Source organism: Rhizobium sp. BK456, assembly GCF_014194045.1.
GTDB lineage: Bacteria > Pseudomonadota > Alphaproteobacteria > Rhizobiales > Rhizobiaceae > Rhizobium > Rhizobium redzepovicii.
Genome location: NZ_JACIAO010000012.1, coordinates 166,459 through 189,870, shown reverse-complemented (window position 1 = coordinate 189,870; position 23,412 = coordinate 166,459). Strand labels below are relative to the sequence as shown.

Below are 23,412 nucleotides of genomic sequence, written 5' to 3'. Positions count from 1 at the left end.
ACAGGCTGATGAAAGGCGATGCGACCGATCTCGCGGCAGCAATCAGGCATGGCAGCCTGAGCGCTGCGGAGGCGATGCAGGCTTCTCTTGCCGCAGCCGAGCGGCAGGAGCCGCTCGGCGCGATCGCCTATCTCGATGCCGCCATGGGTCTCGCCTCGGCAAACGGTCGCGACCGGGAGCGGCGGAGCGAGCCCGAACGCTTTTCCAACAGGCCGTTTGCCGGCGTGCCGATCTTGGCGAAGGATCTTGGCGGCCCCTTCGCTGGGTTGCCGGTGACGGCCGGCTCCCGTCTCTTCGAAAGAAGGGGCGGCGAAGCGGATTCCGATCTCGCTTCCCTTTTCCGCGAGGCCGGCTTCTGTCTGTTCGGCCTGACGACCAGCCCGGAATTCGGACTGTCGCTTGCGAGCGAACCAGCAGTCGGGCCGATCTGCCGCAATCCGCTCGATCCGGCCCGCACCGCGGGCGGTTCCTCGGGCGGTGCGGCGGCAGCGGTTGCCGCCGGGATCGTCGCGATTGCGCATGCCACCGATGCCGGCGGTTCGATTCGTGTGCCCGCTGCCTGCTGTGGCCTTGTTGGAATGAAGCCGACGCGCGGCGCCATCCCGGGCGGGCCATCTTTCGGCAATCACCTCGCCGGCATTGCGAGCGAACTCGCGGTTTGCCGTTCGGTGCGGGATACGGCGCTGATTTTCGACGAGCTGAGCGGCAATTCACGAGGTCCCTTTGCGGATCCCGCCCCTGTCGATATCGACAACGAGCGTTTGCGGATCGGCCTGTTGACCGATACCGGAGCGGCCTATCCGACCGAGGGTGATCGGCTTGCAACTGTCGAGGCTGCGGCTCGTGCCCTTGAGAGCGACGGGCACGTCATCGTTCCGCTGAGCTGGACCGAGTTCGCATGGAGTGTCACTTCAAGCGGCCGCGCCTTCGCCGATATCGTCTCCGTCAACCTTGCGGCGCTCATCGAGGCGGCGGCGCTTGATGAAAGCAGAGCCGAGCGACTGACGCAGGCTTTCGCGGCGCGCGGACGGGCGCTGTCGGCGACATCGCTCTGGAACACGCTGAACGATGCCGTCCTCGTGAGCCATAAGCTCTGGGCGCTATTCGACAGGGTCGATTGCATCCTCATGCCGATGCTTTCGTCTGCGCCTCTTGCGATCGGCTCCTTTCCGTCCGATCATGCCGACACGGATCTGCATCTCGAGCGGATGACGGCATTTGCGCCGCTTGCCTGCCTCGCCAATATTTCGGGTTTTCCTGCTTTGACACTGCCTTTCGGACAGGATGAGCACGCCATGCCGCTGCCGGTGCAGATCATGGCGCCGATGGGCCACGAGCCGCGGCTCCTGTCACTTGCCGCACGTCTGGAGACCGAGGGGCGGTGGCGCCACCGCTTTCCCGTTGCAGGGCTGCCGTCATGACCGGGCCCGTGCTGGAGATTATCGGCGTCAGCAAGCGCTTCGGCGCCAATCTTGCCAATGACGATATTTCCATGACGCTTGCCGGGGGTGAGGTCGTCGCCCTTCTCGGCGAGAACGGTGCGGGCAAGACCACGCTGATGAGCATCCTTTTCGGCCACTACATGCCGGATGCCGGCCGAATCCTGATCGAGGGCACGGAGGTGCCGCAGGGCAAGCCGCGCGCGGCGATCCGCGCCGGCGTCGGCATGGTACATCAGCATTTTTCGCTGGCGCCCAATCTGACCGTCCTTGAAAATGTCATGACCGGCACGGAAAGACTGTGGTCCTGGCGCTCAAGGACATCAGCGGCGCGGACAAAGCTCTTGGCAATTTCCGAGCGCTTCGGCCTTAAGGTCGATCCGGATGCCCGCCTTGGCGACTTGTCGGTTGGTGAGCAGCAGCGGGTCGAAATCCTCAAGGCGCTCTATAACGATGCCCGGATCCTCATCCTCGACGAGCCGACGGCGGTTTTGACCAATATCGAGGCCGAACGGCTGTTCACGACGCTGAAGGAAATGGCTCGCCAGGGCCTGTCGCTGATCTTCATCTCCCACAAGCTCGACGAGGTCATGGCGGCCGCCGATCGCATCGTCGTCCTGCGCGGCGGCAAGATGGTCGCCGAACGCAAGGTGTCGGAAACCAGCAAGGCGGAACTCGCTGAACTGATGGTCGGGCGCCGTGTGACGCGGCCCGTGCGCGAGCCGTCGACACCTGGTGCCGTTGCCCTCGAAGCGGCCGATGTGACGGTGCGCATCGGCGGCGTCGATCGGCTGAAATCGATCAGCTTCCGCCTGTACCAGGGCGAGATCCTCGGCATTATCGGCGTTTCCGGCAATGGCCAGGCGGCATTGGCGCATCTTCTCTCCGGCACGCTCTCGCGGAGTGCCGGCGACCTTCTGCTGTTCGGGGAAGCCATCGGCAATCTCGGCGTTGCCGATGTCGTCGAAGCCGGCATCGGCCGCATTCCCGAGGATCGCAACGAGGAGGGCGTGATCGGCGAAATGGCGATCTGGGAAAACGTCGTGCTGGAGCGCATCACCTCACCGGCCTTTTCGCGGCATGGCCTCGTCAACCGCAAGGCCGGCACGGCCTTCGCCAGAGAGATTATCGACGGGTTCGATGTTCGCGGCGGCGGCCCTGCCATTCGCACTCGGCTGCTCTCAGGCGGCAATATGCAAAAACTCATTCTCGGCCGCAACCTGCATCGGCGGCCGCGCATCCTGATTGCGGCGCAGCCGGCGCGTGGTCTCGATGAAGGGGCCGTGGCAGCCGTGCACGCACGCCTGCTCGAAGCCCGCCGGCAGGGTACCGCCGTGCTGCTGATCTCGGAGGATCTCGACGAGGTGATCGCGCTTGCCGATCGCATACAGGCAATCGTCGGCGGCCGCCTGTCACCGCCCGTCGAAGCCGACGGTGCGGATGCCCGCAGGCTGGGACTTATGATGGCTGGCGAATGGCAGGAAAGCCCAGAGGCCGATCATGCGATTTGAGCGCCGCGAACACCGCCCGCTTTACCTGCTGATCGTCACGCCTGTCGTCGCGGTCATCGCAGCGCTGGCGCTGGCGGGTATCCTGATATCAATTGCCGGCGCGCCGGTTCTCGATGCCTATTGGCGCATCCTGATCGGCGCTTTCGGATCCCGGCTTTCGGCTACCGAAACGCTGACGCGGGCAACGCCGCTGATGCTGACGGGGCTCGCCGCCGCCGTCGCCTTCCGGGCGCGGCTCTGGAATATCGGCGCCGAAGGCCAGTTTTATCTCGGCGCCATCGCTGTTGCGGCGGCGAGTTCGAAGCTGCTCGGCAACCTTCCCGGCCCCATTCTCATTCCGCTGCTGCTGCTGATCGGCGCGATTGCCGGCATGGTGCTGATCCTGATCCCGCTCTGGCTCCGGCTGCGCTTCTCGGTCGATGAGGTCGTCACCAGCCTGCTCCTGAATTTCATCGCCGTGCTCTTCGTCTCGATGCTGATCGACGGCGTTCTCAAGGACCCGCTCGCCTTCGGCTGGCCGCAGTCGCAATCCGTTAGCGATCACGCCATGCTGCCGAAGCTGATCGCCCGCTCGCGCCTGCATATCGGCTTTGCGATCGCGATCGCGCTGGCCATCATCGTCCATTTCATCCAGTCCCGCACCGTGTTCGGCATGCAGTCGCGCGCCGCGGGCCTCAATCCCGGCGGCGCGATCTTCGCCGGCGTCCCACTCGGCAGAACGCTGGTGAAGGTCGCCTGCCTTTCGGGCGGGCTTGCAGGGTTGGCGGGGGCGATCGAGGTCATGGGCGTCAAGGGTTATGTGACGACCGATCTGTCGCCCGGCTTCGGCTATGCGGGTATTGTTGTCGCCATGCTCGCCAACCTCAATCCGCTCGGCGTCGTCGTCGCCGCCATTCTCACCGCCACCATGTTCGTGGGCGCGGATGGTATGAGCCGCGGCCTCGGCATCCCCACCTATATCGCCGACGTCACGGTGGCGCTGTCGCTTTTGACGATGCTGATCGCCTTGTTCTTCACCCAATACAGGATCCGGCGATGATGCAATTGTTCGACATCATCACCGCCGCCGGGCTCTGGGCGGCAATCCTGCGGATCGCCACGCCGCTGATTTTCGGCACGCTCGGCGCACTGCTCTGCGAACGGGCCGGTGTGCTCAATCTCGGCATCGAAGGCATCATGACCTTCGGTGCGATGATCGGCTGGCTTTCCGTCTATCACGGCGCCGATCTCTGGTCCGGCCTGCTGATTGCGGCGCTAGCCGGCGGCGTCTTCGGCCTGCTGCATGCGGGCCTGACGGTGACGCTCGGCCTCTCCCAGCATGTCTCCGGCCTCGGCGTGACGCTCTTTGCCTCCAGCTTCAGCTATTATGTCTTCCGGCTGATCGTGCCGCTTGCCAATACCCCACCCACCATCGTGCCCTTCCAGCCGATCGCCATTCCCGGTCTTTCGACCCTGCCTTTCATCGGGCCGGCCTTCTTCACGCAGACAGCGCCGACCTATCTTGCGATCCTTATCGCTCTGCTGATGGCCTACATCATCTTCCGCACGCCCATCGGCCTTGCGATCCGCATGACTGGCGAGAATCCGCATGCGGCGGAAGCTCAGGGCGTCAATCCGATGAAGGTGCGCTACGGCGCGGTGATTGCCGGAAGCGCGCTGATGGGAATGGGCGGCGCTTTCCTGACTTTGTCGGCGTTCAACAGCTTCTTCCCGACCATGGTGCAGGGGCGCGGCTGGATCTGCATCGCACTCGTCGTCTTCGCCTCCTGGCGGCCCGGCCGCGCGCTGTTCGGCGCGCTGCTCTTTGCCTTCTTCGACGCCTTTCAACTTCGGCTGCAAACCGCACTCAGCGGGCTCGTGCCCTATCAGCTGTTTCTGATGACGCCCTATATCCTTTCCATTGCCGCCCTTGCCGTCATGGCCCGCCGCGCCCGCGTTCCGCAGGCACTGATGCAGCCCTATCGGCGCGGTGAACGCTGAACCACTTCTGTCCAATGAGGCTCCGATGTTCGATCTGATCGTCAGAAATGCAAATCTCCCCGATGGCCGAAAGGGGATCGATATCGGCATCCAGGGCGGCAAGATCATCGCTCTTGAGCGCAATCTCCAGGCGCAGGCGGGTGAAGAGATCGACGCGACCGGTCGGCTGGTCAGTCCGCCCTTCGTCGATCCGCATTTCCATATGGATGCAACCCTGTCCCTCGGCTTACCGCGCATGAATATCTCGGGCACGCTGCTTGAAGGGATCGCGCTCTGGGGCGAGCTGCGCCCGATCGTGACAAAAGAAGAGCTGGTCGATCGTGCGTTGCGCTATTGCGACTTGGCTGTCACCCAGGGGCTGCTCTTCATTCGCAGCCACGTCGACACCAGCGATCCCAGGCTGGTGACCGTCGAGGCGATGATCGAGGTTCGCGAAAAGATCGCTCCCTATATCGACCTGCAATTGGTCGCTTTTCCTCAGGATGGCTATTACCGCTCGCCCGGCGCGATCGACACCCTAAACCGCGCTCTCGACATGGGCGTCGACATCGTTGGCGGCATTCCCCACTTCGAACGAACGATGGGCGAAGGCACGGCGTCGGTCGAGGCGCTCTGCCGCATCGCTGCCGATCGCGGCCTGCCGGTCGACATGCATTGCGACGAAACCGATGATCCCCACTCGCGCCATATCGAGGCGCTGGCTGCTGAAACCATTCGTTTCGGGCTGAAAGGGCGGGTCGCCGGGTCGCATCTGACCTCGATGCATTCGATGGACAATTATTATGTCTCCAAGCTCATTCCGCTGATGGCGGAGGCCGAGATCAACGTCATCCCCAATCCGCTGATCAACATCATGCTGCAGGGCCGGCACGACACCTATCCGAAACGCCGCGGCATGACCCGGGTCCGCGAATTGATGGATGCCGGGCTGAATGTCTCCTTCGGGCACGATTGCGTCATGGACCCCTGGTATTCGATGGGGTCCGGCGACATGCTGGAGGTCGGCCATATGGCGATCCATGTCGCGCAGATGGCCGGCATCGACGACAAGAAGAGGATCTTCGACGCGCTGACCGTCAATTCGGCGAGGACGATGGGGCTTGCAGGCTACGGCCTGGAAAAGGGATGCAATGCCGACCTCGTCATCCTCCAGGCAAGCGACACGTTGGAAGCGCTGCGGCTGAAGCCGAACCGGCTGGCGGTGATCCGGCGCGGCAAGGTCGTCGCCCGCTCGGCGCCGCGCATCGGCGAGCTTTTCCTGGACGGGCGCCCCGCCCGGATCGATGGCGGCCTGGACTATATCCCCCGCTATTGAGAGGGGATGGCGCTGGCCGTCGGTGAGATTCGCGCGCTGTCCGCCTCTCCGTTACTCCGGCGCCCGGCGAGCGGTGATGATCCACGCCTGCGAGTCGAACAGCACGCCCTCCGGGGTCATATGCGCCTCCATTAAATCGCGCAGCCGCTGCAATGGTCTGTCAGGCTGTTCGTTCGTGCGGGCGAGCGCGTCCGTCACAAGATAGAGGCCGGCAAGTGCATTGGATGCGGCATCGGCGTCCGGTCCATAGAAAACCGGCTCCCGAACGTCGATAAAGTCGATCGAGGTAAAGCCGGCCGTGCTCAGTAGCTCCGTGGCAACGCCGGGATCGCCGAGCGAATACGGATCGGGAGCACCTGCGGAAACGGCAGTTTCGGTCCCGAGGGCCTGCCGGATGGCGCCGGACCATGCGTTGCGCTCCCGGCTCTGCCACACCATCCACACAAGGCGCGCGCCCGGCCGCATCGCTCGGCCGATATTGGCAAAGGCCGCCGCCGGATTGGCAAAAAACATCACCCCGAACCGGCTGATGCAGAGGTCAAAACTGGACGGCGGGAACATGTGGGACTGCGCGTCTGCCTGCTCGAAAGCCACATTTCGCAAACCCTCCGAAGCACTCCGCCGCCTTGCGACCTCGAGCATTTCAGCCGAAACGTCCACACCGACCGCTTCTCCTTGCGCTGCGGCGCGGGCGGCCTCGCGCGTCGTTTGCCCAGCGCCGCAGCCGATATCGAGCACCCGATCATCCGCGCGCACGCCGGCGGCATTCCGCAGGTGCCGATTGTGTCTTGCCAATTCCGCATCGTAAAAGTCGGCACGATCCAACGCCATAACACTCACTCTGCTTTGTTCGATAGGGCAGTCCGAGGAGCCGTCACGCAAACAGGTTGCATGTTAGGATCAGTTTGGCAAGATGAAGACCGATCGCAATCTGCGATTGCCGGCGGAGGGGCATGAAATTCACGCTCACGACATCGACCAGTTGGTGCGTCATTGGCCGATCATACTGGGTTCTGACCCGGCGGGACGTGCCGTGCATGCCGGCGTCGCTTCCGGCATGCACGCATGGTTGCGTCAGGCGATCTTCTGGCGGGCCGGCAGCTTCCAGCCGGGCCGGACGAAGTGGCAGGTATAGCCGTTCGGGATCCGCTCCAGATAGTCCTGGTGCTCGGGTTCTGCTTCCCAGAAATCGCTCACCGGCACGACTTCGGTGACGACCTTGCCGGGCCAGAGGCCGGATGCGTCGACATCGGCGATCGTATCCTTTGCAACGCTCTCCTGCTCGGGGCTGGTGTAGAAGATCGCCGAGCGGTAGCTCGCGCCGACGTCATTGCCCTGGCGGTTGCGCGTGCTCGGGTCATGGATCTGGAAGAAGAATTCGAGGATTTCGCGATAGCTGATCTTGGCTGGATCGAAGATGATCTCGATTGCCTCTGCATGGGTTCCGTGGTTGCGGTAGGTGGCGTTCGGCACGTCGCCGCCGGTATAGCCGACGCGGGTCGAGATCACGCCTTTGTAGCGGCGGATGAGGTCCTGCATGCCCCAGAAGCAGCCACCGGCGAGCACTGCACGTTCTTCGGTCATTGGGTGTCTCCTTGTTTGCCCAGAGATAGTGTCTGCAGCCGCCGATTTCCATATGGGCGGAAATAAGCACAGCTGTGCAATTCTCTCCGAATAGCGCCGTTCCTGTCATGTCGATGTTACGCGCCGGCGCTAGCAAAGTCCTGAACAATCCTGCGGAGGCGGAGCCTCGATACCTGATGGAGATGGGTTATGAACAGGCGTGAATTTCTGATCACATCGTCGGCTGCGGCCGGTCTTCTGGCTCTTCCGCGTTTCGCATCGGCCGCGGCCGGCACGATCGACCTCTACAGCGGTTCGGATGCCAATATCATCGACCTCTGGAACAACATCATCCGCCCCGCCTTTCAAAAAGCCCATCCTGAAGTCGCCCTGAAGGTGACCGATGCCGGCGACAATAACGGCCTGCGCGCCATCGCTGATCGCGCGCTCGCAGCGCTGAAGACCAAAACCGATCCGCAGGCCGATCTTTTCGAGCAATTCGATCCGCGCCTGCCGGCGGGCGGCATCGATGCCGGCCTCTGGCTGAAACTGTCAGCCGAAAACGTCGAAGGCTATGACCATATCAATCCGCTCGCCCTCGATACTCCCTACTCCCTTCCCTATCGCGGCTCGCAGGTCCTGCTGGCCTACGACACGACCAAGCTCGACCCGAAGGACGCGCCGAAGAGCTGGGAGCAGCTCACCACCTGGATCAAGGCCAATCCGGGCCAGTTCATCTATAACAGACCCGACAAGGGCGGTTCGGGCAGCAATTTCGTCCGCCGCGCCATTCATGAGGTGAACGGCCGCCATCCGAAGAAATTCAAGGTCGACAATTACACGGCGGACTACGGTACCGAGGCACTGACGCCGGCCTGGAAGATCCTTAACGATCTCGCCCCTTCGCTCTACGATAAGGGCGCCTATACATCAGGCAACACCCAGTCGATCCAGCTGCTTGCCCAGGGTGTCGTCACCATGGTGCCGGTCTGGTCGGACCAGGTGCTGCAGGCGATCGCGCAGGGCGTGCTGCCGGAGACGACCGGCCTAGTGCAGCTTGGCGATCTCGCCCTTTGCGGCGGCTTCTCCAGCATTACCGTCTTCTCGAACGGCGCCAACAAGGATGCGGCGCTGAAGCTTGCCGCCTTCATGCTGACGAAGGAGATGCAGGAAGCGATCATCACCCAGATCGGCGGCTTCCCCGCCATCTCCTGGGATCACATCTCCGACGATCTGCGCAAGAAATACGCCGACGTCATTCCGTCGACCATTCCGACCTTCCCGAGCGGCGATTGGGAAAAGGCGATCAACGACGGCTGGTACCGCAGCGTCGCTCCCGGTATCAGCCGCACCTGATGTCCGCCGATACCGCGCTGGCGGCACCGCGCCGCCACCAACCCATTGACAGGGGGAGCTCGATCGGGCTCCTCCTCGTCGCCCTGCCGGTTTTGCTGCTGGCATGGCTGATCGTCTATCCGATCTTTACGGCGGTCGTCGGCACCATCTTCGTTCGAGGCCCCGATGGCGCGACGGACCTGACGTTCGCCTCCTACCGCTTCTTCTTCACCGACGGCTACAGCCTCGCCAACCTGTGGATGACGCTCTGGACCACTGCCGTCTGCGGCACCCTGCTGCTGGCGATCGGCTTTCCGATCGCGCTTTATCTTCGCTTCTCGCAAGGGCGCCTTGCCGCCTATGTGCAGGCGCTGGCGATCTTCCCGATGTTCGTGCCGTCGATTATCCTCGCCTATGCGCTGATCAGGACCGTCGGGCCGAACGGCACCGTCGACCTGCTGCTGAACGCCGTCGGCCTGCCCAAGCTGCGCACGCCCTATCTGACGCCATGGGGACCGGTCATCGGCCTCGTCTGGGACAATCTTCCGCTGACGGTACTGATGCTGACGGCCGGCCTCTCCTCCGTTTCGAACAGCGCCGTCGAGGCGGCCCGCGACGTCGGCGCAAGGCCGCTTCGGGTCTTCGTCTCGATCATCCTGCCGCGCATGGGCAATTCCATGCTGGTTACTGCATCCTTTGCCGTGCTCGGCATCTTCTCCGCCTTCACCCTTCCCTATGTGCTCGGCCCGGCATCGCCTGAAATGATGGGGCCGTTCATGCAGCGCACCTTCGCCGACATGAACGATCCGCTTGATGCCATGACCCAGGCCGTCATCACATTCGGCTTCTGCCTGGTCTTCGGCATCTTCTACATCCGGTCGATCGCCCGCAACCGTGAGGCCCGGCCATGAGTGCCGGCGGATCGCGCATCACCCTTCGCTTCGACTGGGTCGGCCTCGTCTTCGCCTGTCTGCTGACGCTGTTCATCGCCCTGCCGCTGATCGTCGTCGGCACCTGGGCCTTCACCGAGATCTGGCGTTATCCATCGGTGATCCCGCAGCAGTTCGGCCTGCGGTTCTGGGGCCAGACGCTGGCGCGGCCGGATGTCTGGGATGCCCTGTTTCTCAGCCTGCGGCTGACGGCGACGGTGACGCTCCTATCCGCCGTCATCTGCCTTCCCGCGGCCTATGCCTTCGCGCGCCTGCGTTTTCCCGGCAGAAACATTCTGTTCCTGTCATTTCTGGCATCGCATGCCTTTCCGAAATTCGGCCTGCTGGTCGCCATTGCCGGCATCTTCCTGCAGCTCGGCCTGATCAGTACCTTCTGGGGCGTGGTGCTGATCCAGCTCGTCGGCACGCTGATGCTGATGATCTGGATCCCGGTCGCAGCCTTCCAGAATGTCGACCGGCGCATGGAAGAGGCGGCCCGCGATGCCGGTGCTGCGCCGCTGCGCGTCTTCTGGTCGATCACCCTGCCGCAGGCCGCACCGACGATATCAGCCGCCCTGCTCTTGACCTTCGTCGGCACCTTCTACGAGACCGAAGGCGCTTGGCTGATCGGGGCGCCTGGGATCCGCAGTATGCCGGTGCTGATGATCAGCTTCATCAACAATCAAATCGTCGTGCAATACGGCGCCGTGCTTTCCGTCATGCTGTGGGTGCCGTCCTTCATCGCGCTGATGTTTGCCCGCCGCGTTATCGGCACCGGCGCCTTTGCCAGAGCTTTTGGCGCCTGAGAAGGCTCAATCGAGGAAAGGGTTTGAGAATGGCACATCTGGCAATCGAGAGCGTTTCGAAACTGTTCGGAACCACCTTTGCCGTCAACGACTTTTCGCTCGAAGTCGGCGACGGCGAGCTTGTCTGTCTGCTCGGCCCGTCCGGCTCCGGTAAGTCGACGCTTCTCAGAATGATCGGCGGCTTCGAGCGGCCGAGCGGCGGCACGATCCGCATCGATGCCAGTGATGTGACGAACCTGCCACCCGAGCGGCGCCCGACCGGCATGGTGTTTCAGAGCCACGCGCTCTGGACGCATATGGATGTCTTCAACAATATCGCATTCGGCCTGAAGCTTCGGCGCCTGCCGAAATCCGAAATCCGTGAGCGCGTCGAGAACGCGCTCGATATGGTCGGCCTTGCCGATTACGGGCGGCGGATGACGACGCAACTGTCGGGCGGACAGCAGCAGCGCGTCGCGCTTGCGCGTTCGCTGGTGCTCGAGCCCAAGATCCTGTTGCTCGACGAACCCTTCGCCAGCCTCGACCAGCATCTGCGCGAAAGGCTGCGGGAGGAAGTGCGCGATATCCAGCAGCGCCTCGGCATTACCACGCTCTTTGTTACCCATGGCCAGGACGAGGCCTTGGCGCTTGCCGACCGCATCGTCGTCATGCGTGATGGGCGCACCGAGCAGATCGCGCTGCCGAGCACCATCTATCGGCAGCCGCAGACGGCCTTCGTCGCCGGTTTCATCGGCTCGATGAATTTCGTCCAGAGCCGCACCCGAAACGGCGTCTGCGACCATCCGCTCTTCCCGCTTGCCGTTCCCGTCGAGGATGGGCCGGTGACGCTGGCCACCCGCCCGGAAGCGCTGACGATCCGTCTTTCGGACCGCGCAGACGCGGCCAGCGTCCATCGCATCGTCGATTTCGGCACGCACAAGATGGTCGATATCGATCTTGCAGACGGCAGCCGCCTGAAGGCAATGGTGGCGCCCGACGATCGGATGGAGGCCGGGATGAAGGTCGAGCCGAATTTTACGAGTTTCTTCGTCTTCCGCGACAATACGCTCGTTCACCAGGGAGCCCCGGCAACGACCGGTGCGCAGCTCGGACGGTTGCTGCCGGTCTGAAGCAATTACGCCTTCGCCAGGAAGCCTTCCCTAAGCCAGGGGTGCAGCACCTTGCTGGCGGCAAGGATATCGCCCTTCCCGTCGACGGCGGCGCCGGAAAAACGGGTGACGATGCCGCCCGCCTCCTCGACCATCAGCGCCGAGGCGCCGAAATCATGGATCGCGAGCCCGTCCTCGAAGAATCCGTCCAGCCGGCCGCAGGCGACATAGGCGATCGACAGCGCCGCCGAGCCGAGGCGGCGCACGCCTGCCGTGTTGGCCATCAGCCGTTTGATGGCGTCGAAATAGGTCTCTTCCGCCACCGCCTGCACCTGGCCGGGGATCGGCAGGCCGGCGCCGATGAGCACGTTCTCGATGTCATCCACATCCGCGCAGCGGATGCGTTCGCCGTTGAGATAGGCGCCGCCGCCGATCTCGGCGCTGAACAGCTCATCCTGCATCGCGTCATAGACGACGCCGGCGACCAGCCGACCGCCCTCGGCGATCGCGATCGTCATGCCGAAATGCGGGAGGCCCCAGGCGTAATTGGTGGTGCCGTCGATCGGGTCGATGTAGATGATCGGCGTTTCCGGCCCCGCCGTGCGGTTGCCGACGGCTTCCTCGCCCTGGATGGCGTAGTCCGGGAAGGCCTTGGTCATTTCGTCGACGATGATCCGCTCGACGGCGACATCGATCTCGGTCTGATAGTCTCGCGGCGCCTTGGCGAGCATTTCCTGAGAGGTTCGCCGCCGCAGCGAGCGGCGGGCGATTTCGCCCGCCTTCGCCACCGCTTCGGCAAGCACGAGGAGGCGGGACGACGCCGTGGGGGAAAGGCGCGCTGAAATCAGGGAGGATGTCATGATGAAGATCCGGATGCTGCAGATGTGACGGAGTGACTCGTGCGGGAGCAATCCCTTCGCAGAGGCTGATGATGGTTTTATGAAACCGTCAGCGTCTCTGCGCCGGCGATGTTATATCACACGGTCCGTCGATGCGTCGAACAGATGGATCTGCCCCGGATCGATCGAAAGTCCGATCCTGTCTCCCGTCTTGACCCTGTCGCGGCGCGTCTCGACGATCGTCAATTCCGGCTGGGTCTCCGCGACGATGAAGGTCGACGAGCCGGTTGATTCCACGAATGCGATCGGGACGTCGAAACTGCCATGCCCGGGCTCGACGACGCCGATATGTTCCGGCCGGATGCCGGCGACGAGCTTGCGCCCTGGCTCGACGGTGCGGGTGAGCGCAAGCGACTGTTTCACCGCGCCGAAATCCAGGATCAGGCTCCTGCCGTCTTCGGCGGCAATCGCGGGAATGAAATTCATCGCCGGCGAGCCGATGAAACCGGCGACGAAGCGGTTTGCCGGCCGGTCGTAAAGATCGAGTGGCGCCCCCTGCTGTTCGATGACGCCGTCGCGCATCACCACCACATGGTCGGCCATCGTCATCGCTTCGACCTGATCGTGGGTGACGTAGACGAAGGTTGCGTTCAGCCGGTCGTGCAGCGACCGGATTTCCTTGCGCATATGGACGCGCAGCGCCGCGTCGAGGTTGGACAGCGGCTCGTCGAACAGGAAGGCCTTAGGATGGCGGATGATGGCGCGGCTCATGGCGACGCGCTGGCGCTGGCCGCCGGACAGTTCGCGCGGGTAGCGCTTGAGGAGATGCGAAAGACCGGTCGTCGCCGCCACCTCTTCGGCCGCCTTCTTGGCTTCCGCCTTGGCGATGCCGCGAATGCGCAGGCTGTAGGTCAGGTTCTCCTCGACCGTCATATGCGGATAGAGCGCATAGGACTGAAACACCATGGCGACGTCGCGCTTGCGCGGCGGCACGCCGTTCATCAGCTCGCCGGCGATCCGCAGATCGCCGGTCGAGATGCTTTCGAGGCCGGCAAGCGAACGCAGCAGCGTGGACTTGCCGCAGCCAGACGGGCCGACGAGCGCGACGAAAGTACCCTTGGCGATCGACAGGTCGATGTTCTTCAGGGCGTGGAAGGCGCCGTAATATTTATTGACGCCTCTGAGCTCGATCTGTGTGGTCATTTGAGGGCTCCAGAGGTGAGGCCGGATACGATGCGGCGCTGCAAGAGAACGAAGATGGCAAGGATGGGTGTCACATACATCGTGGCGTAGGCCATGATGTTGTTCCACTCGTTGGTGTTCGGTCCCATGAAGGAGTTGAGACCGACGCTTGCCGGCTGAAGGTCGACCGCCTGGATCATCGATTTCGAATAGACGAATTCGCCGAAGGCCTGCATGAAGATCAGGATGGCGCTGACGAGGATGCCGTTGCGGGCGAGCGGCAGCACGATGTTGAAGAAGGCGCCGACGCGCGAATTGCCGTCGACGAGGGCCGCCTCCTCCAGCTCCTGGGGCACGCTCATGAAGGTGGCGCGCACCAGGATGACGAAGAAGGGCATGCTCTTGGCGGCGACCGCAATGATGACGGCGAGTCGCGGCGTGGAGAGCATGCCGATCTGCGAGAAGCCGACGAAGATCGGCGTGATCATCAGCGATGCCGGCAGGACCTGCAGCATTAGGATCAGGAACAGGCCGATATCCACCCAGACGTTGCGGTATCTGGCGAGCACATAGGCGCAGCCGACGCCGAGCACCGTGATCAGCGCCATGGAGCCGAGAGCGATAACCAGCGAATTCCAGAGGTAGCGGCGCATGTCGCGGCTTTCCCAGACATAGGTGTAGGTGCCCCATTGGGGTGCTGCCGGCCAGAAGCTCGGCGGCGTGGCGAACATCTCCGAGCCGCTTTTCAGCGCGGTGATGTACATCCAGTAGAGTGGGAAGAGATAGATCGCCGCCATGACGATCGAGATTGCCAGCATCAAGCGGTCGCGATTGGTCGTCGTGCTCATCCGCGCACCTCATGGCGTGTGGACCGGACATAGACGACGGAGGCGAACATGACGAAGACGATCATGATGACGGAGATCGTCGCGCCCTTGGCGAAATCATACTGCCGGAAGGAAAGATCCCAGGCCCAATATTGGGTGACGTTCGACGAATTGTTCGGCCCGCCCGAGGTGATCGCGGCGAAAAGATCGAACTGCTGCAGGGTGAAGATCAGGCCGAGCGCGATGATGGCGCCGATGGTCGAGCGCATCATCGGCAGCGTGATCGTCCAGAAGCGCTGCCAGACATTGGCGCCGTCGAGTTCGGCGGCTTCATAGAGATCGGCGGGAATGCCGGCAAGGCCAACGGACAGCAGGATCATGTTGAACGAGGTGCCGAGCCAGATATTGGCGATGATCACGGCATAGAGCGAATAATGCGGATCGGAGCGCCAGAAGATATTGCCGGAGATGATGCCGCTTTCCCTGAGGATGAAATTCAGGACGCCGAAATCGCCCGAGAGAATCCAGTTCCAGATGGCGCCGACGACAAGGCCGGGCATCACCCAGGAGACGAGGAACAGGCCGCGCATCCATGAGGCGCCGGGAAAATTGACCCAGAAGAACAGCGCCAGCCCGAAGCCGATCAGGAACTGGCCGGCGATCGAGCCGGTGACGAAGATGACGGTATTGTAGAGGATCGGCAGCGTTTCCGGCTGCGCGAAGAGGCCGGTATAATTCTTGAAGCCGACGAAAGGACGCGAGAAGGTTCCGAGGCTGAACATGTCGACCTCCTGGAAACTCATCACCACATTGTAGATGAGCGGCAGACCCGCCATCAGGAACAGAAAGCCGAGCGGGAAAGCGACGAGCACGATATCGAAACCACGGCCGTCCCTGACGCTCATCAGGATCCTCTTCATGCGTCCTCCGATGCTCCGATCGGGGCCGCCTGGCGCATGATGCGGAAGACGGCCCCTGCCGGGAGGAAATGGTTGATGGCCTTCGCCATCGGTGGGTAGTCCCCTTCTCCCCCGCGGGGAGAAGGTGGCGGCAGCCGGATGAGGGGGCGCCGAGTTCGGCGCTTGCTATTCTTCACTTGCGTTCAGAATGCTCGTCGCTTGCGCTCCTCACCCCGCTCATCTGCCCTTCGGGCCTCTTCTCCCCGTTGGGGAGAAGAGGGAGCGAACGGCCGGCTCGACGCTGGCTAGCCTAAGACAGCCTTAATCTTATCCGCGGCCTGGTCGAGTGCGTCCTTCGGGCTCATCTGGCCGGTCAGCGCCGCCTGGATGGCGTCCTGGATCGCCTTGGAGATCTTCGGCCATTGCGGATGGGGCCCACGCGGCTTGGCGTATTTCAGCTGTTCGAGGAAGACTTTGAGGGCGGCGTCCTTCAGCGGCTGGCCGGTCTCGGGAATGGTGATGTCGGAACGGGCCGGAAGCTGGCCGAAATTCTTGAACATCTTGTCGTCCTGCGAGGCGAAATATTCGAGCGCCTTGAAGGCTTCGGCCGGATGTTTGCTGCTGGCGAAAATCGCCCAGTTGAAGTCGCCCATGGCCGACGAGCGTTCGGCCCCTTCCTTGGGAACCGGAAGCAGGGCGACGCCCCAGTCGAACTTCGCTTCCTGGGTCATGCGGTCGAGCTCCCAGGGACCGGAAATCGCCATGGCCGCATTGCCGGAGTTGAATGTGCCGGTGGAATCCCACTGGCCGCGCGTCAGCGTATCCGGAGACGCGAGCTTCTCGTCCATGATCGTCTTCCAGATCCCGAGTGCCTTCACCGCGCCGTCGGCATTGATATGCTCATAGCTGCCGCCGCCCATCTGCGCCCAGGGAAGGAACTGGAAGGTGCCCTCCTCATTGGCCTTGGCCGAGAAAGCGAGGCCGTAGACGTTCTTGGCAGGGTCGGTCAGCTTGCGCGCATCCTCGACCAGCTCGTCCCAGGTCTGCGGCGGCTTCGCCGGATCGAGGCCCTTCGCCTTGAACATGTCCTTGTTGTAATAGAGCGCGATCGTGTTTGTCGCCTTCGGCACGCCAAAATATTTGCCGTCCCATTCGACCGATTTCAGCGGCCCGGGGAAATAATTATCCGGCTTGATGACGCTCGACTTAGCGATCATGTCGGTGAGATCAAGGAAGGCGCCGCGCGATGAGAACATCGCATGCTCCGGATTGTCGACGGCGATGATATCGGGTGCTTGGCCGGTGGCATAGGCGCGCATGGCCTCAGTGACGACGTCGTCGAACTGGATCAGCCGATATTCGATCTTGATGCCGTTGTTCTGGGCGTTGAACTCCTTGACGAGGTTCGGCGCCGGCTGGGTGTCCTTATCCAGCGACCAGAGCGTCAGCGTGACGTCCTCGGCCTTGGCCGAAAGGCCGAAGAGTGAAACGCCTGCAAGCGCCAGAGCGCCGAGAATTGCATATTTGCGGATAGCCATGGTTCTCCTCCTTTGCGGTTATCCCCGGTTCCGGCAATTCCTCCTTGCCGGAAACGATATCATCAGACCGGATCGACGACGAATTCGCCGCCCCGGGCATGCTTGAGGTGGTTGAGCGCATAGACCTGGCCGGTCATTTCGAGTTCGTCGCGATAGACCGGGTCGTGCCAGCCTTCGATGTCGATCGAGCCGGACCAGCCGGCAAGGCGCAGCTCGGAAATGATGTCGGTCCAGTTGCTGTCGCCGAAGCCCGGCGTACGCATGAAGACGAATTTCTCCTTGCCGAAGATGCCGTGTTCCTTGATGATCTCCCAGCGGATGGTCGCGTCCTTGCCGTGGACGTGAAAGAACTTGTGCGCCCATTTGCGGATCTGCGGCATGGGGTCGATCAGATAGACCATCTGATGGCACGGTTCCCATTCCAGCCCGATATGGTCGTCCGGCGTCTCGTTGAAGATTAGCTCCCAGGCATCCGGATTATGGGCGATGTTCCAGTCGCCGGTCGCCCAGTTGCCGTCCATGGCGCAGTTCTCGAAGGCGATCTTGATGCCGTTATCGGCGGCGCGCTTGGCGAGCTCGCTCCAGATCTGCTTGTAGCGGGGTAAACTGTCGGTCAGCGGTTTGCCGCGGACGCGGCCAGTGAAGCCGGCGACGCAAGATGCGCCGAAGTGATGGGCATTGTCGATGCAGTCCTTCCAGCCCTGCAGTGTTTCCAGGTCGATGGCGCTCTCTTCCAGCGGATTGCCGAACATGCCGAGCGTCGAGATGGTGATGTCGCGGTCGCCGATCACCTCGAGGCAGCGCTTGCCAAGTTCGGCGAGATTCTGCCCCTTGGTCGTCTGCCAGAAGAAGGGTTCGAAGCTTTCGAAGCCCATGTCGGCAATCTCGCCGATGCGCGTGGCGGCATCGCCCTTGTTGCCGCTGACCATGGTGCCGATGCGAATGGATTTTGCAGGGTTGCTCACGTCACGTCATCCTATGCTGAAATTTCGATACGCTTGCCGGTCTTGGCGCTTTCGATCGCGCCGAAGACCATGGCGAGGCTTCGGATATTGTCGGAATTGACCGTTTCGGGATGTTTGCCGGTGCGGATCGCCGCGATGAAATCGGCGATGACGCTGGCATGGCCGTGGGTTTCCGCCTCATGTTCCGGCCCGGGAACGTTTACGGCGGCAGAGCCGCGCAACAGGCCGGGCTCCTCGCCGGCAACGGTCGCCTTGAAATTTTCCTCGCCGTCCCAGGTGAGCATGCCCTTCGAGCCGACGAGACGCCATTGGCTTTCCCAACTGGTGCGCTCGCCCTCGGCGCACCAGGAGCCGCGATAGGTGAAGACGATGTCGTCGGAGAATTCGAAGATGGCGTTCGCCGAGGCGCCGTGCCGGTACCACGACCCCGTCGGATTGCGCTCGACGCAATAGACGGCGAGCGGTTTCCGGTCGGCGACGTAACGAGCCGCATCGAAAGTGTGGATCGCCATGTCGAGCAGCAGGACATTGTCCATTTCTTCACGGAAGCCGCCGAAATGCGGCGCGAGGAAGAAATCGCAATGAATGCCGGTGAGTTCGCCGATCGCGCCGCTGTCGACGAAGCGGCGCAGGCGCCGGATGCCCGAGATGAAACGGCGGTTCTGGATGACGGCGTGGATGCGGCCTGTTTCGGCGGCAAGGTCAATCAGCGCGGCGCCCTCGGCAAGCGAGGCGGCCATCGGCTTTTCGCTGAGCACGTGGCAGCCGGCCTTGAGCGCCGTCGAAACGACATCGTAACGGGCGGCCGGAATGACGATGTCGAAGACCAGATCGGCCTTGGTGGCGGCGATGACCTCGGAGAGATCCGAGCCGATGACGGCGCTCTCGAGTCCGAACTCGGCAGCGAGCTTTTCCGCCGTCTCGCGGTTGAGGTCGACGAGGCCGACGATATCGATGGAGTCAGCCAGTTGAGGGTTGGACGCAATGGCGCGCAACCAACCTTTGGACATAGCTCCGCACCCGCACAGAATGGCACCGAATTTCACGATTTCCTCCAGGGAATGGCGTCAACTCTCCTCGTGACACGCACTCCGTAAACGTTTACGACTGTAGGCGAAAACATTTTGCGGTGTCAATAGACGCCAAATGGGAAATTACGGACGGGAGGAAAATCGTCAGCGATGAAGGGGATTCGCCAGCTTGCCGAACACCTGGATATTTCGATCGGCACGGTCTCCCGGGCGCTAAACGGCAAGCCCGATGTCAATGAGGAAACGCGGCAGCGCGTGCTGGCGGCGGCCGAGGAACTCGGTTACGTCGCCAACCAGTCGGGACGGAGTCTCAGACAAGGAGAGACGAAGGTAATCGGGCTGATGATCGAATCCAGCATGGAGGCGGTCGAAAATGCCGACAACTTCTTCCTCGGCGTCACCAGCGGCCTGCAAAGCGTCTTTGCCCGCCACAAACTCGACCTGATCATGCTACCCTGCCCGAGCGACGAGGATCCGCACGAATATCTGAAGCGAATGGTGGCGCGCCGGATCGTCGATGCGATGATCATCTCCAATACGCAGCGCTTCGACCGGCGCATCGATCTTCTGTCGCGGGCAAAGATCCCCTTCGTTGCGGTCGGCCGCAGCCTTTCCCCAGGCAATTTCCCCTGGATCGACCTCGATTTCGAAGGCGTGGCCGAACGCGCCGTCGACCGGCTGGTCGCGCGCGGCCACCGCCGGATCGCGATCACGGCGCCGTCGAGCGATGTCAACCTGGGCCATGTCTTTCTCGAGAGTTATCGCCGCGCGCTCGCGCGGCACGGTATCGCTTTCGATCCGTCTCTCGTCATTCGCGTCAAGTCGAGCGAACAGGGCGGCTACCAGGCGGCCCATGAGCTGCTGCTGCTCGATGAACGGCCGACGGCGGTGATCCTGATCTACGAGCTGATGGCGATCGGCCTCTATCGCCGACTGATGGAATCGGGCGTCATGCCCGGGCGCGACCTTGCCGTGATCGGCTTCCGCGATGCCCCGCGCGCACGGTTCCTAAACCCTTCGCTCAGCTGCTTCCGTATGTCGCTCTACGATCTCGGCGTCGCGCTCGGACAGACGCTTCTCGCCCATGTGCCGGCCTATCGCGCGTTCTATCCCGAAGGGGGGCGCAATATTGTCTGGCCGCTCGAACTGGTGCCGGGGGAAAGCGACGCGTTTGAGATCGCGACGGCGAAAAGGAGTTCGAGCGGTTGACACGCCTCACGTGGGGGGTGCGAAAAACCGGTTCTCCGGCCGCGGCAAACCAAGATGCTCACGCAGCGTCGTGCCGTCATATTCGCTGCGGAACAGGCCGCGGCGCTGAAGCTCCGGAACCAGTCGCTCGGTGACGTCAAGAAGACCCTGCGGCAGATAGGGGAAGACGATATTGAAGCCGTCCGAGCCTTCCTCCTCCAACCAGCGTTCCATCTCGTCGGCAATGCTTGCCGGCGTGCCGACGAAGGCGAGGCCGGCATAGCCGCCGTAACGCTGCGCCAGCTGGCGGACGTTCAGCTTCTCCTCGGCGGCAAGCTTCAGCACCTGGGCGCGGCCAGTCTTGCTGGCATTGGTGTCGGGAATATCTGATGGTAGCGGTGCGTCGGGATCGAAGCCGGAAACGTCATGGCCGAGCGCGATCGAAAGCGAGGCGATGGCGCTGTCGTAGTGCACCAGGCTGTCGAGGGTGGCGCGTTTGGCCCGCGCTTCATCGATCGTATCGGCGACGATAACGAAGGCGGCGGGCAGGATCTTCAGATGGTCGCGGTTGCGGCCGATCGTTTCCATGCGTCCCTTGATATCGGCATAAAGCGCCTTGCCGGCGGCAAGATCGCGCGGCGAACAGAAGACCATTTCGGCAGTCTCGGCGGCAAGCTGGCGGCCGGGGTCCGACTGGCCGGCCTGGACGATGACAGGCCAGCCCTGCGGCGGCCGGGCGATATTGAGCGGTCCGCGGACGCTCAGTTCCTCGCTCTTGTGGCCGAGCACATGCATCTTCTCCGGATCGAAGAACAGGCCGCTTTTCCGGTCGCGGATGAAGGCATCGTCAGCGAAACTATCCCAAAGCCCGGTGACCACATCATAGAATTCCCGGGCGCGATGATAGCGCTCGCCATGCTCCACATGTTCGTCGAGGCCGAAGTTGAGCGCGGCATCAGGGTTCGACGTCGTAACGATGTTCCAGCCGGCGCGGCCGCCGCTGATATGGTCGAGCGAGGCGAAACGCCGGGCAATGTGATAGGGCTCGTCGAACGTGGTGGAGGCCGTGGCGACGAGGCCGATGCGCTCCGTCACCGCCGCCAGCGCCGAGAGCAGCGTAAAGGGCTCGAAGGAGGTCACGGTGTGGCTGCGCCTCAGCGCCTCGACCGGCATGTTGAGCACAGCAAGATGATCGGCCATGAAGAAGGCGTCGAATTTCGCCCGTTCCAGCGCCTGCGCGAAGGACTTCAGATGGGCGAAATTGAAATTGGCGTCGGGATAAGAACCGGGATAGCGCCAGGCGCCGGTATGCAGGCTGACGGGGCGCATGAAGGCGCCGAGGCGCAACTGCCGTGAACGGGTCATGATTTTCCTCATGGATCGGGCAAGGCGGCCGCCCTGCCCCGCATTGGGCGTTCTTTCTGCAACCGGCGCGGTGACGCACCTGACATCGGTTACGTAGGAGGTCGCCGTCGTCAAATCGAGACCGGGAACGCCGGTTCTGGGCAGGAATTTTATCGCTTCCCAGGCGATGTCGTCGCACGAGTGTCCGACCGCAACACTAATCGCGGCGATCCAAGCCCGATAAGCAAACACTTTTCATTTTCTGTCGCATCTATAGAATTTGTGCTCTTATCTCGACGCTTAATTTCTTTCACCGATAGGCTCGTCAGAATTGGAGACATCGATGAACACCGTGCTGAGGCAAGCAGATCAGATCCGGCCCCTGGCCGACCGTATCGGCAGCGATGATGAGGCGATCGCCACCGCCCGCAGACTGGCGGCGCAATTTGCCGCACGCGCAGCCGAGCGCGACGCCGACCGGATCCTGCCGTTTAGCGAACTGGATCTTCTCGCCCAGTCCGGCCTTCTGGCGATCACCGTGCCGGCGCAATATGGCGGGCTCGACGTCTCCAACGCCGTGCTTGCCGAGATCACCGCGATCCTGTCTGAGGCGGACGGTTCGATCGGCCAGATCCCGCAGAACCATTTCTATATTCTCGAGGCGCTCAGAACCGACGGCGGCGAGGAGCAGCAGCGCTATTTCTTCGGCCGGGTGCTGGCCGGCGATCGTTTCGGCAACGCGCTATCCGAGCGCGGCACCAAGACGGTCGGCCACTACAATACGCGCATCACCCGCGACGGTCCGGGTTACCGGATCAACGGCCGCAAGTTCTATTCCACAGGCGTGCTCTTCGCCGACTGGATCACTGTCTTCGCCCTCGATCCGGAGGAGCGGCTGACGATGGCCTTCGTGCCGAAGGGCACCGAAGGTGTCGAGATCGTCGACGATTGGGACGGTTTCGGCCAGCGCACCACCGGCAGCGGCACGACGATCCTCGACAATGTCTATGTCAGCGCCGATTCCGTCGTCTTCCATCACAAGGGTTTCGAGCGGCCGACGACGATCGGCTCCGTCGGCCAGATCATCCATGCCGGCGTCGATCTCGGCATCGCCAGGGCTGCCTTCGCCGAAACGCTTGATTTCGTCAGGACGAAATCGCGCCCCTGGATGGATAGCGGCCTTGAGCGTGCCTCAGACGATCCGCTGACGATCGCTAGGGTCGGCCAGATCGCCATCCGGCTCGAAGCGGCAACCGCTCTTGTCGAGCGCGCCGGCCACAAGGTCGATGCCGCGCAGATCGAGACGACGGAGCAAAAAGTGATCGCGGCCACGCTGGCCGTCGCTGCGGCGAAGGTGCTGACGACCGAAGTGGCGCTCGAGGCCTCGAACACGCTTTTCGAGCTTGCCGGCACCTCGTCGGTACAAACAGGCCTCAACCTCGACCGCCACTGGCGCAATGCCCGCACCCATACGCTGCACGATCCCGTGCGTTGGAAATATCACGTCGTCGGCAACTACCATCTGAACGGCGTGACGCCGCCGAAGAACGGCGCGCTCTGAAATCTCCCCTCTCCAACCGAAAACCCCACCGCCGGTGCCGGCGATGGGGTTTTGCTTTCGATGAAGATGGCC

General features: G+C 62.8%; 21 protein-coding genes. 11 read left to right on the top strand and 10 right to left on the bottom strand.

The genetic code is table 11. The annotated features are described in order from the left end of the window. Nucleotides 1-8: 8 nt before the first annotated feature. From FHX03_RS28410 to FHX03_RS28390, 5 genes are read left to right on the top strand one after another with little or no spacing between them, the layout of a single operon-like run. The gene (locus tag FHX03_RS28410) at nt 9-1,421 is read left to right on the top strand and encodes an amidase (RefSeq protein WP_183856527.1); all 1,413 of its coding nucleotides are present in this window, start codon (nt 9-11) and stop codon (nt 1,419-1,421) included. Then, nucleotides 1,418-2,950: an ABC transporter ATP-binding protein gene (locus tag FHX03_RS28405; RefSeq protein WP_183856525.1), complete on the top strand. Its 1,533-nt coding sequence runs from the start codon at nt 1,418-1,420 to the stop codon at nt 2,948-2,950. Before FHX03_RS28410 ends, FHX03_RS28405 begins: the two co-directional genes overlap by 4 nt. Continuing rightward, nucleotides 2,940-3,989, top strand: coding sequence for an ABC transporter permease (locus FHX03_RS28400; RefSeq protein WP_183856523.1), 1,050 nt, complete (start codon nt 2,940-2,942; stop codon nt 3,987-3,989). Before FHX03_RS28405 ends, FHX03_RS28400 begins: the two co-directional genes overlap by 11 nt. Next, on the top strand, nt 3,986-4,930 hold the full coding sequence (locus FHX03_RS28395; RefSeq protein WP_183856521.1) for an ABC transporter permease: 945 nt from the start codon (nt 3,986-3,988) through the stop codon (nt 4,928-4,930). Before FHX03_RS28400 ends, FHX03_RS28395 begins: the two co-directional genes overlap by 4 nt. A gap of 25 nt (nt 4,931-4,955) precedes the next feature. Next, nucleotides 4,956-6,245 (top strand): amidohydrolase family protein, encoded by a 1,290-nt coding sequence (locus FHX03_RS28390; RefSeq protein ID WP_183856519.1) that lies wholly within the window; start codon nt 4,956-4,958, stop codon nt 6,243-6,245. A gap of 51 nt (nt 6,246-6,296) precedes the next feature. Here the strand turns inward: FHX03_RS28390 and FHX03_RS28385 are convergent, their stop codons facing one another. Beyond that, nucleotides 6,297-7,076: a class I SAM-dependent methyltransferase gene (locus tag FHX03_RS28385; RefSeq protein WP_183856517.1), complete on the bottom strand. Its 780-nt coding sequence runs from the start codon at nt 7,074-7,076 to the stop codon at nt 6,297-6,299. Nucleotides 7,077-7,319: 243 nt separating this feature from the next. Then, the gene (msrA, locus tag FHX03_RS28380) at nt 7,320-7,829 is read right to left on the bottom strand and encodes a peptide-methionine (S)-S-oxide reductase MsrA (protein WP_097627911.1); all 510 of its coding nucleotides are present in this window, start codon (nt 7,827-7,829) and stop codon (nt 7,320-7,322) included. Nucleotides 7,830-8,018: 189 nt separating this feature from the next. Between msrA and FHX03_RS28375 the strand changes: the two genes are divergently transcribed. From FHX03_RS28375 to FHX03_RS28360, 4 genes are read left to right on the top strand one after another with little or no spacing between them, the layout of a single operon-like run. Next, nucleotides 8,019-9,164, top strand: coding sequence for an extracellular solute-binding protein (locus tag FHX03_RS28375; protein WP_183856515.1), 1,146 nt, complete (start codon nt 8,019-8,021; stop codon nt 9,162-9,164). Further along, a complete protein-coding gene (locus FHX03_RS28370; RefSeq protein WP_183856513.1) occupies nt 9,164-10,054 on the top strand; it encodes an ABC transporter permease in 891 nt (296 codons plus the stop codon). The genes FHX03_RS28375 and FHX03_RS28370 overlap by 1 nt, the downstream gene beginning before the upstream one ends. Beyond that, nucleotides 10,051-10,878 carry an ABC transporter permease gene (locus FHX03_RS28365; RefSeq protein ID WP_183856511.1) on the top strand — a complete coding sequence of 276 codons (828 nt, stop codon included), beginning with the start codon at nt 10,051-10,053 and terminating at the stop codon, nt 10,876-10,878. Before FHX03_RS28370 ends, FHX03_RS28365 begins: the two co-directional genes overlap by 4 nt. Before the next feature lie 29 nt (nt 10,879-10,907). After that, a complete protein-coding gene (locus FHX03_RS28360) occupies nt 10,908-11,987 on the top strand; it encodes an ABC transporter ATP-binding protein (RefSeq protein WP_183856509.1) in 1,080 nt (359 codons plus the stop codon). Nucleotides 11,988-11,992: 5 nt separating this feature from the next. Here the strand turns inward: FHX03_RS28360 and FHX03_RS28355 are convergent, their stop codons facing one another. The 7 genes from FHX03_RS28355 to FHX03_RS28325 all read right to left on the bottom strand — a co-directional run bounded on the left by FHX03_RS28355 (nt 11,993) and on the right by FHX03_RS28325 (nt 19,262). Next, entirely contained in the window at nt 11,993-12,826 is an 834-nt protein-coding gene (locus FHX03_RS28355; RefSeq protein ID WP_183856507.1) for an inositol monophosphatase family protein, read from the bottom strand. 111 nt (nt 12,827-12,937) lie between these two features. Then, nucleotides 12,938-14,008 (bottom strand): ABC transporter ATP-binding protein, encoded by a 1,071-nt coding sequence (locus FHX03_RS28350; protein ID WP_183781263.1) that lies wholly within the window; start codon nt 14,006-14,008, stop codon nt 12,938-12,940. Continuing rightward, a complete protein-coding gene (locus tag FHX03_RS28345) occupies nt 14,005-14,835 on the bottom strand; it encodes a carbohydrate ABC transporter permease (protein ID WP_183856505.1) in 831 nt (276 codons plus the stop codon). The genes FHX03_RS28350 and FHX03_RS28345 overlap by 4 nt, the downstream gene beginning before the upstream one ends. After that, on the bottom strand, nt 14,832-15,734 hold the full coding sequence (locus tag FHX03_RS28340) for a carbohydrate ABC transporter permease (RefSeq protein ID WP_183856503.1): 903 nt from the start codon (nt 15,732-15,734) through the stop codon (nt 14,832-14,834). The genes FHX03_RS28345 and FHX03_RS28340 overlap by 4 nt, the downstream gene beginning before the upstream one ends. Nucleotides 15,735-16,018: 284 nt before the next feature. Next, nucleotides 16,019-17,251 carry an ABC transporter substrate-binding protein gene (locus tag FHX03_RS28335; protein WP_183856501.1) on the bottom strand — a complete coding sequence of 411 codons (1,233 nt, stop codon included), beginning with the start codon at nt 17,249-17,251 and terminating at the stop codon, nt 16,019-16,021. 62 nt (nt 17,252-17,313) lie between these two features. After that, nucleotides 17,314-18,216, bottom strand: coding sequence for a sugar phosphate isomerase/epimerase family protein (locus tag FHX03_RS28330; RefSeq protein WP_183856499.1), 903 nt, complete (start codon nt 18,214-18,216; stop codon nt 17,314-17,316). Nucleotides 18,217-18,227: 11 nt separating this feature from the next. Continuing rightward, a complete protein-coding gene (locus tag FHX03_RS28325) occupies nt 18,228-19,262 on the bottom strand; it encodes a Gfo/Idh/MocA family protein (RefSeq protein WP_183856497.1) in 1,035 nt (344 codons plus the stop codon). 135 nt (nt 19,263-19,397) lie between these two features. Here FHX03_RS28325 and FHX03_RS28320 point away from each other — a divergent pair, with 135 nt between their 5' ends. Continuing rightward, nucleotides 19,398-20,456 carry a substrate-binding domain-containing protein gene (locus FHX03_RS28320; RefSeq protein ID WP_183856495.1) on the top strand — a complete coding sequence of 353 codons (1,059 nt, stop codon included), beginning with the start codon at nt 19,398-19,400 and terminating at the stop codon, nt 20,454-20,456. A 6-nt stretch (nt 20,457-20,462) separates the two neighbouring features. Here the strand turns inward: FHX03_RS28320 and FHX03_RS28315 are convergent, their stop codons facing one another. Beyond that, nucleotides 20,463-21,800 (bottom strand): LLM class flavin-dependent oxidoreductase, encoded by a 1,338-nt coding sequence (locus tag FHX03_RS28315; protein ID WP_097627900.1) that lies wholly within the window; start codon nt 21,798-21,800, stop codon nt 20,463-20,465. Nucleotides 21,801-22,122: 322 nt separating this feature from the next. Between FHX03_RS28315 and FHX03_RS28310 the strand changes: the two genes are divergently transcribed. After that, complete coding sequence (locus tag FHX03_RS28310; RefSeq protein ID WP_183856493.1) at nt 22,123-23,340, top strand: SfnB family sulfur acquisition oxidoreductase; 1,218 nt, start codon at nt 22,123-22,125, stop codon at nt 23,338-23,340. The last annotated feature ends 72 nt before the right edge of the window (nt 23,341-23,412 follow it).

What these genes read in the sequence shown, in the direction of transcription:
- FHX03_RS28410 (WP_183856527.1), top strand. Translation starts at nt 9, where the DNA reads ATGAAAGGCGATGCGACCGATCTCGCGGCAGCAATCAGGCATGGCAGC.
- FHX03_RS28405 (WP_183856525.1), top strand. Translation starts at nt 1,418, where the DNA reads ATGACCGGGCCCGTGCTGGAGATTATCGGCGTCAGCAAGCGCTTCGGC.
- FHX03_RS28400 (WP_183856523.1), top strand. Translation starts at nt 2,940, where the DNA reads ATGCGATTTGAGCGCCGCGAACACCGCCCGCTTTACCTGCTGATCGTC.
- FHX03_RS28395 (WP_183856521.1), top strand. Translation starts at nt 3,986, where the DNA reads ATGATGCAATTGTTCGACATCATCACCGCCGCCGGGCTCTGGGCGGCA.
- FHX03_RS28390 (WP_183856519.1), top strand. Translation starts at nt 4,956, where the DNA reads ATGTTCGATCTGATCGTCAGAAATGCAAATCTCCCCGATGGCCGAAAG.
- FHX03_RS28385 (WP_183856517.1), bottom strand. Translation starts at nt 7,076, where the DNA reads ATGGCGTTGGATCGTGCCGACTTTTACGATGCGGAATTGGCAAGACAC.
- msrA (WP_097627911.1), bottom strand. Translation starts at nt 7,829, where the DNA reads ATGACCGAAGAACGTGCAGTGCTCGCCGGTGGCTGCTTCTGGGGCATG.
- FHX03_RS28375 (WP_183856515.1), top strand. Translation starts at nt 8,019, where the DNA reads ATGAACAGGCGTGAATTTCTGATCACATCGTCGGCTGCGGCCGGTCTT.
- FHX03_RS28370 (WP_183856513.1), top strand. Translation starts at nt 9,164, where the DNA reads ATGTCCGCCGATACCGCGCTGGCGGCACCGCGCCGCCACCAACCCATT.
- FHX03_RS28365 (WP_183856511.1), top strand. Translation starts at nt 10,051, where the DNA reads ATGAGTGCCGGCGGATCGCGCATCACCCTTCGCTTCGACTGGGTCGGC.
- FHX03_RS28360 (WP_183856509.1), top strand. Translation starts at nt 10,908, where the DNA reads ATGGCACATCTGGCAATCGAGAGCGTTTCGAAACTGTTCGGAACCACC.
- FHX03_RS28355 (WP_183856507.1), bottom strand. Translation starts at nt 12,826, where the DNA reads ATGACATCCTCCCTGATTTCAGCGCGCCTTTCCCCCACGGCGTCGTCC.
- FHX03_RS28350 (WP_183781263.1), bottom strand. Translation starts at nt 14,008, where the DNA reads ATGACCACACAGATCGAGCTCAGAGGCGTCAATAAATATTACGGCGCC.
- FHX03_RS28345 (WP_183856505.1), bottom strand. Translation starts at nt 14,835, where the DNA reads ATGAGCACGACGACCAATCGCGACCGCTTGATGCTGGCAATCTCGATC.
- FHX03_RS28340 (WP_183856503.1), bottom strand. Translation starts at nt 15,734, where the DNA reads ATGAAGAGGATCCTGATGAGCGTCAGGGACGGCCGTGGTTTCGATATC.
- FHX03_RS28335 (WP_183856501.1), bottom strand. Translation starts at nt 17,251, where the DNA reads ATGGCTATCCGCAAATATGCAATTCTCGGCGCTCTGGCGCTTGCAGGC.
- FHX03_RS28320 (WP_183856495.1), top strand. Translation starts at nt 19,398, where the DNA reads ATGAAGGGGATTCGCCAGCTTGCCGAACACCTGGATATTTCGATCGGC.
- FHX03_RS28315 (WP_097627900.1), bottom strand. Translation starts at nt 21,800, where the DNA reads ATGACCCGTTCACGGCAGTTGCGCCTCGGCGCCTTCATGCGCCCCGTC.
- FHX03_RS28310 (WP_183856493.1), top strand. Translation starts at nt 22,123, where the DNA reads ATGAACACCGTGCTGAGGCAAGCAGATCAGATCCGGCCCCTGGCCGAC.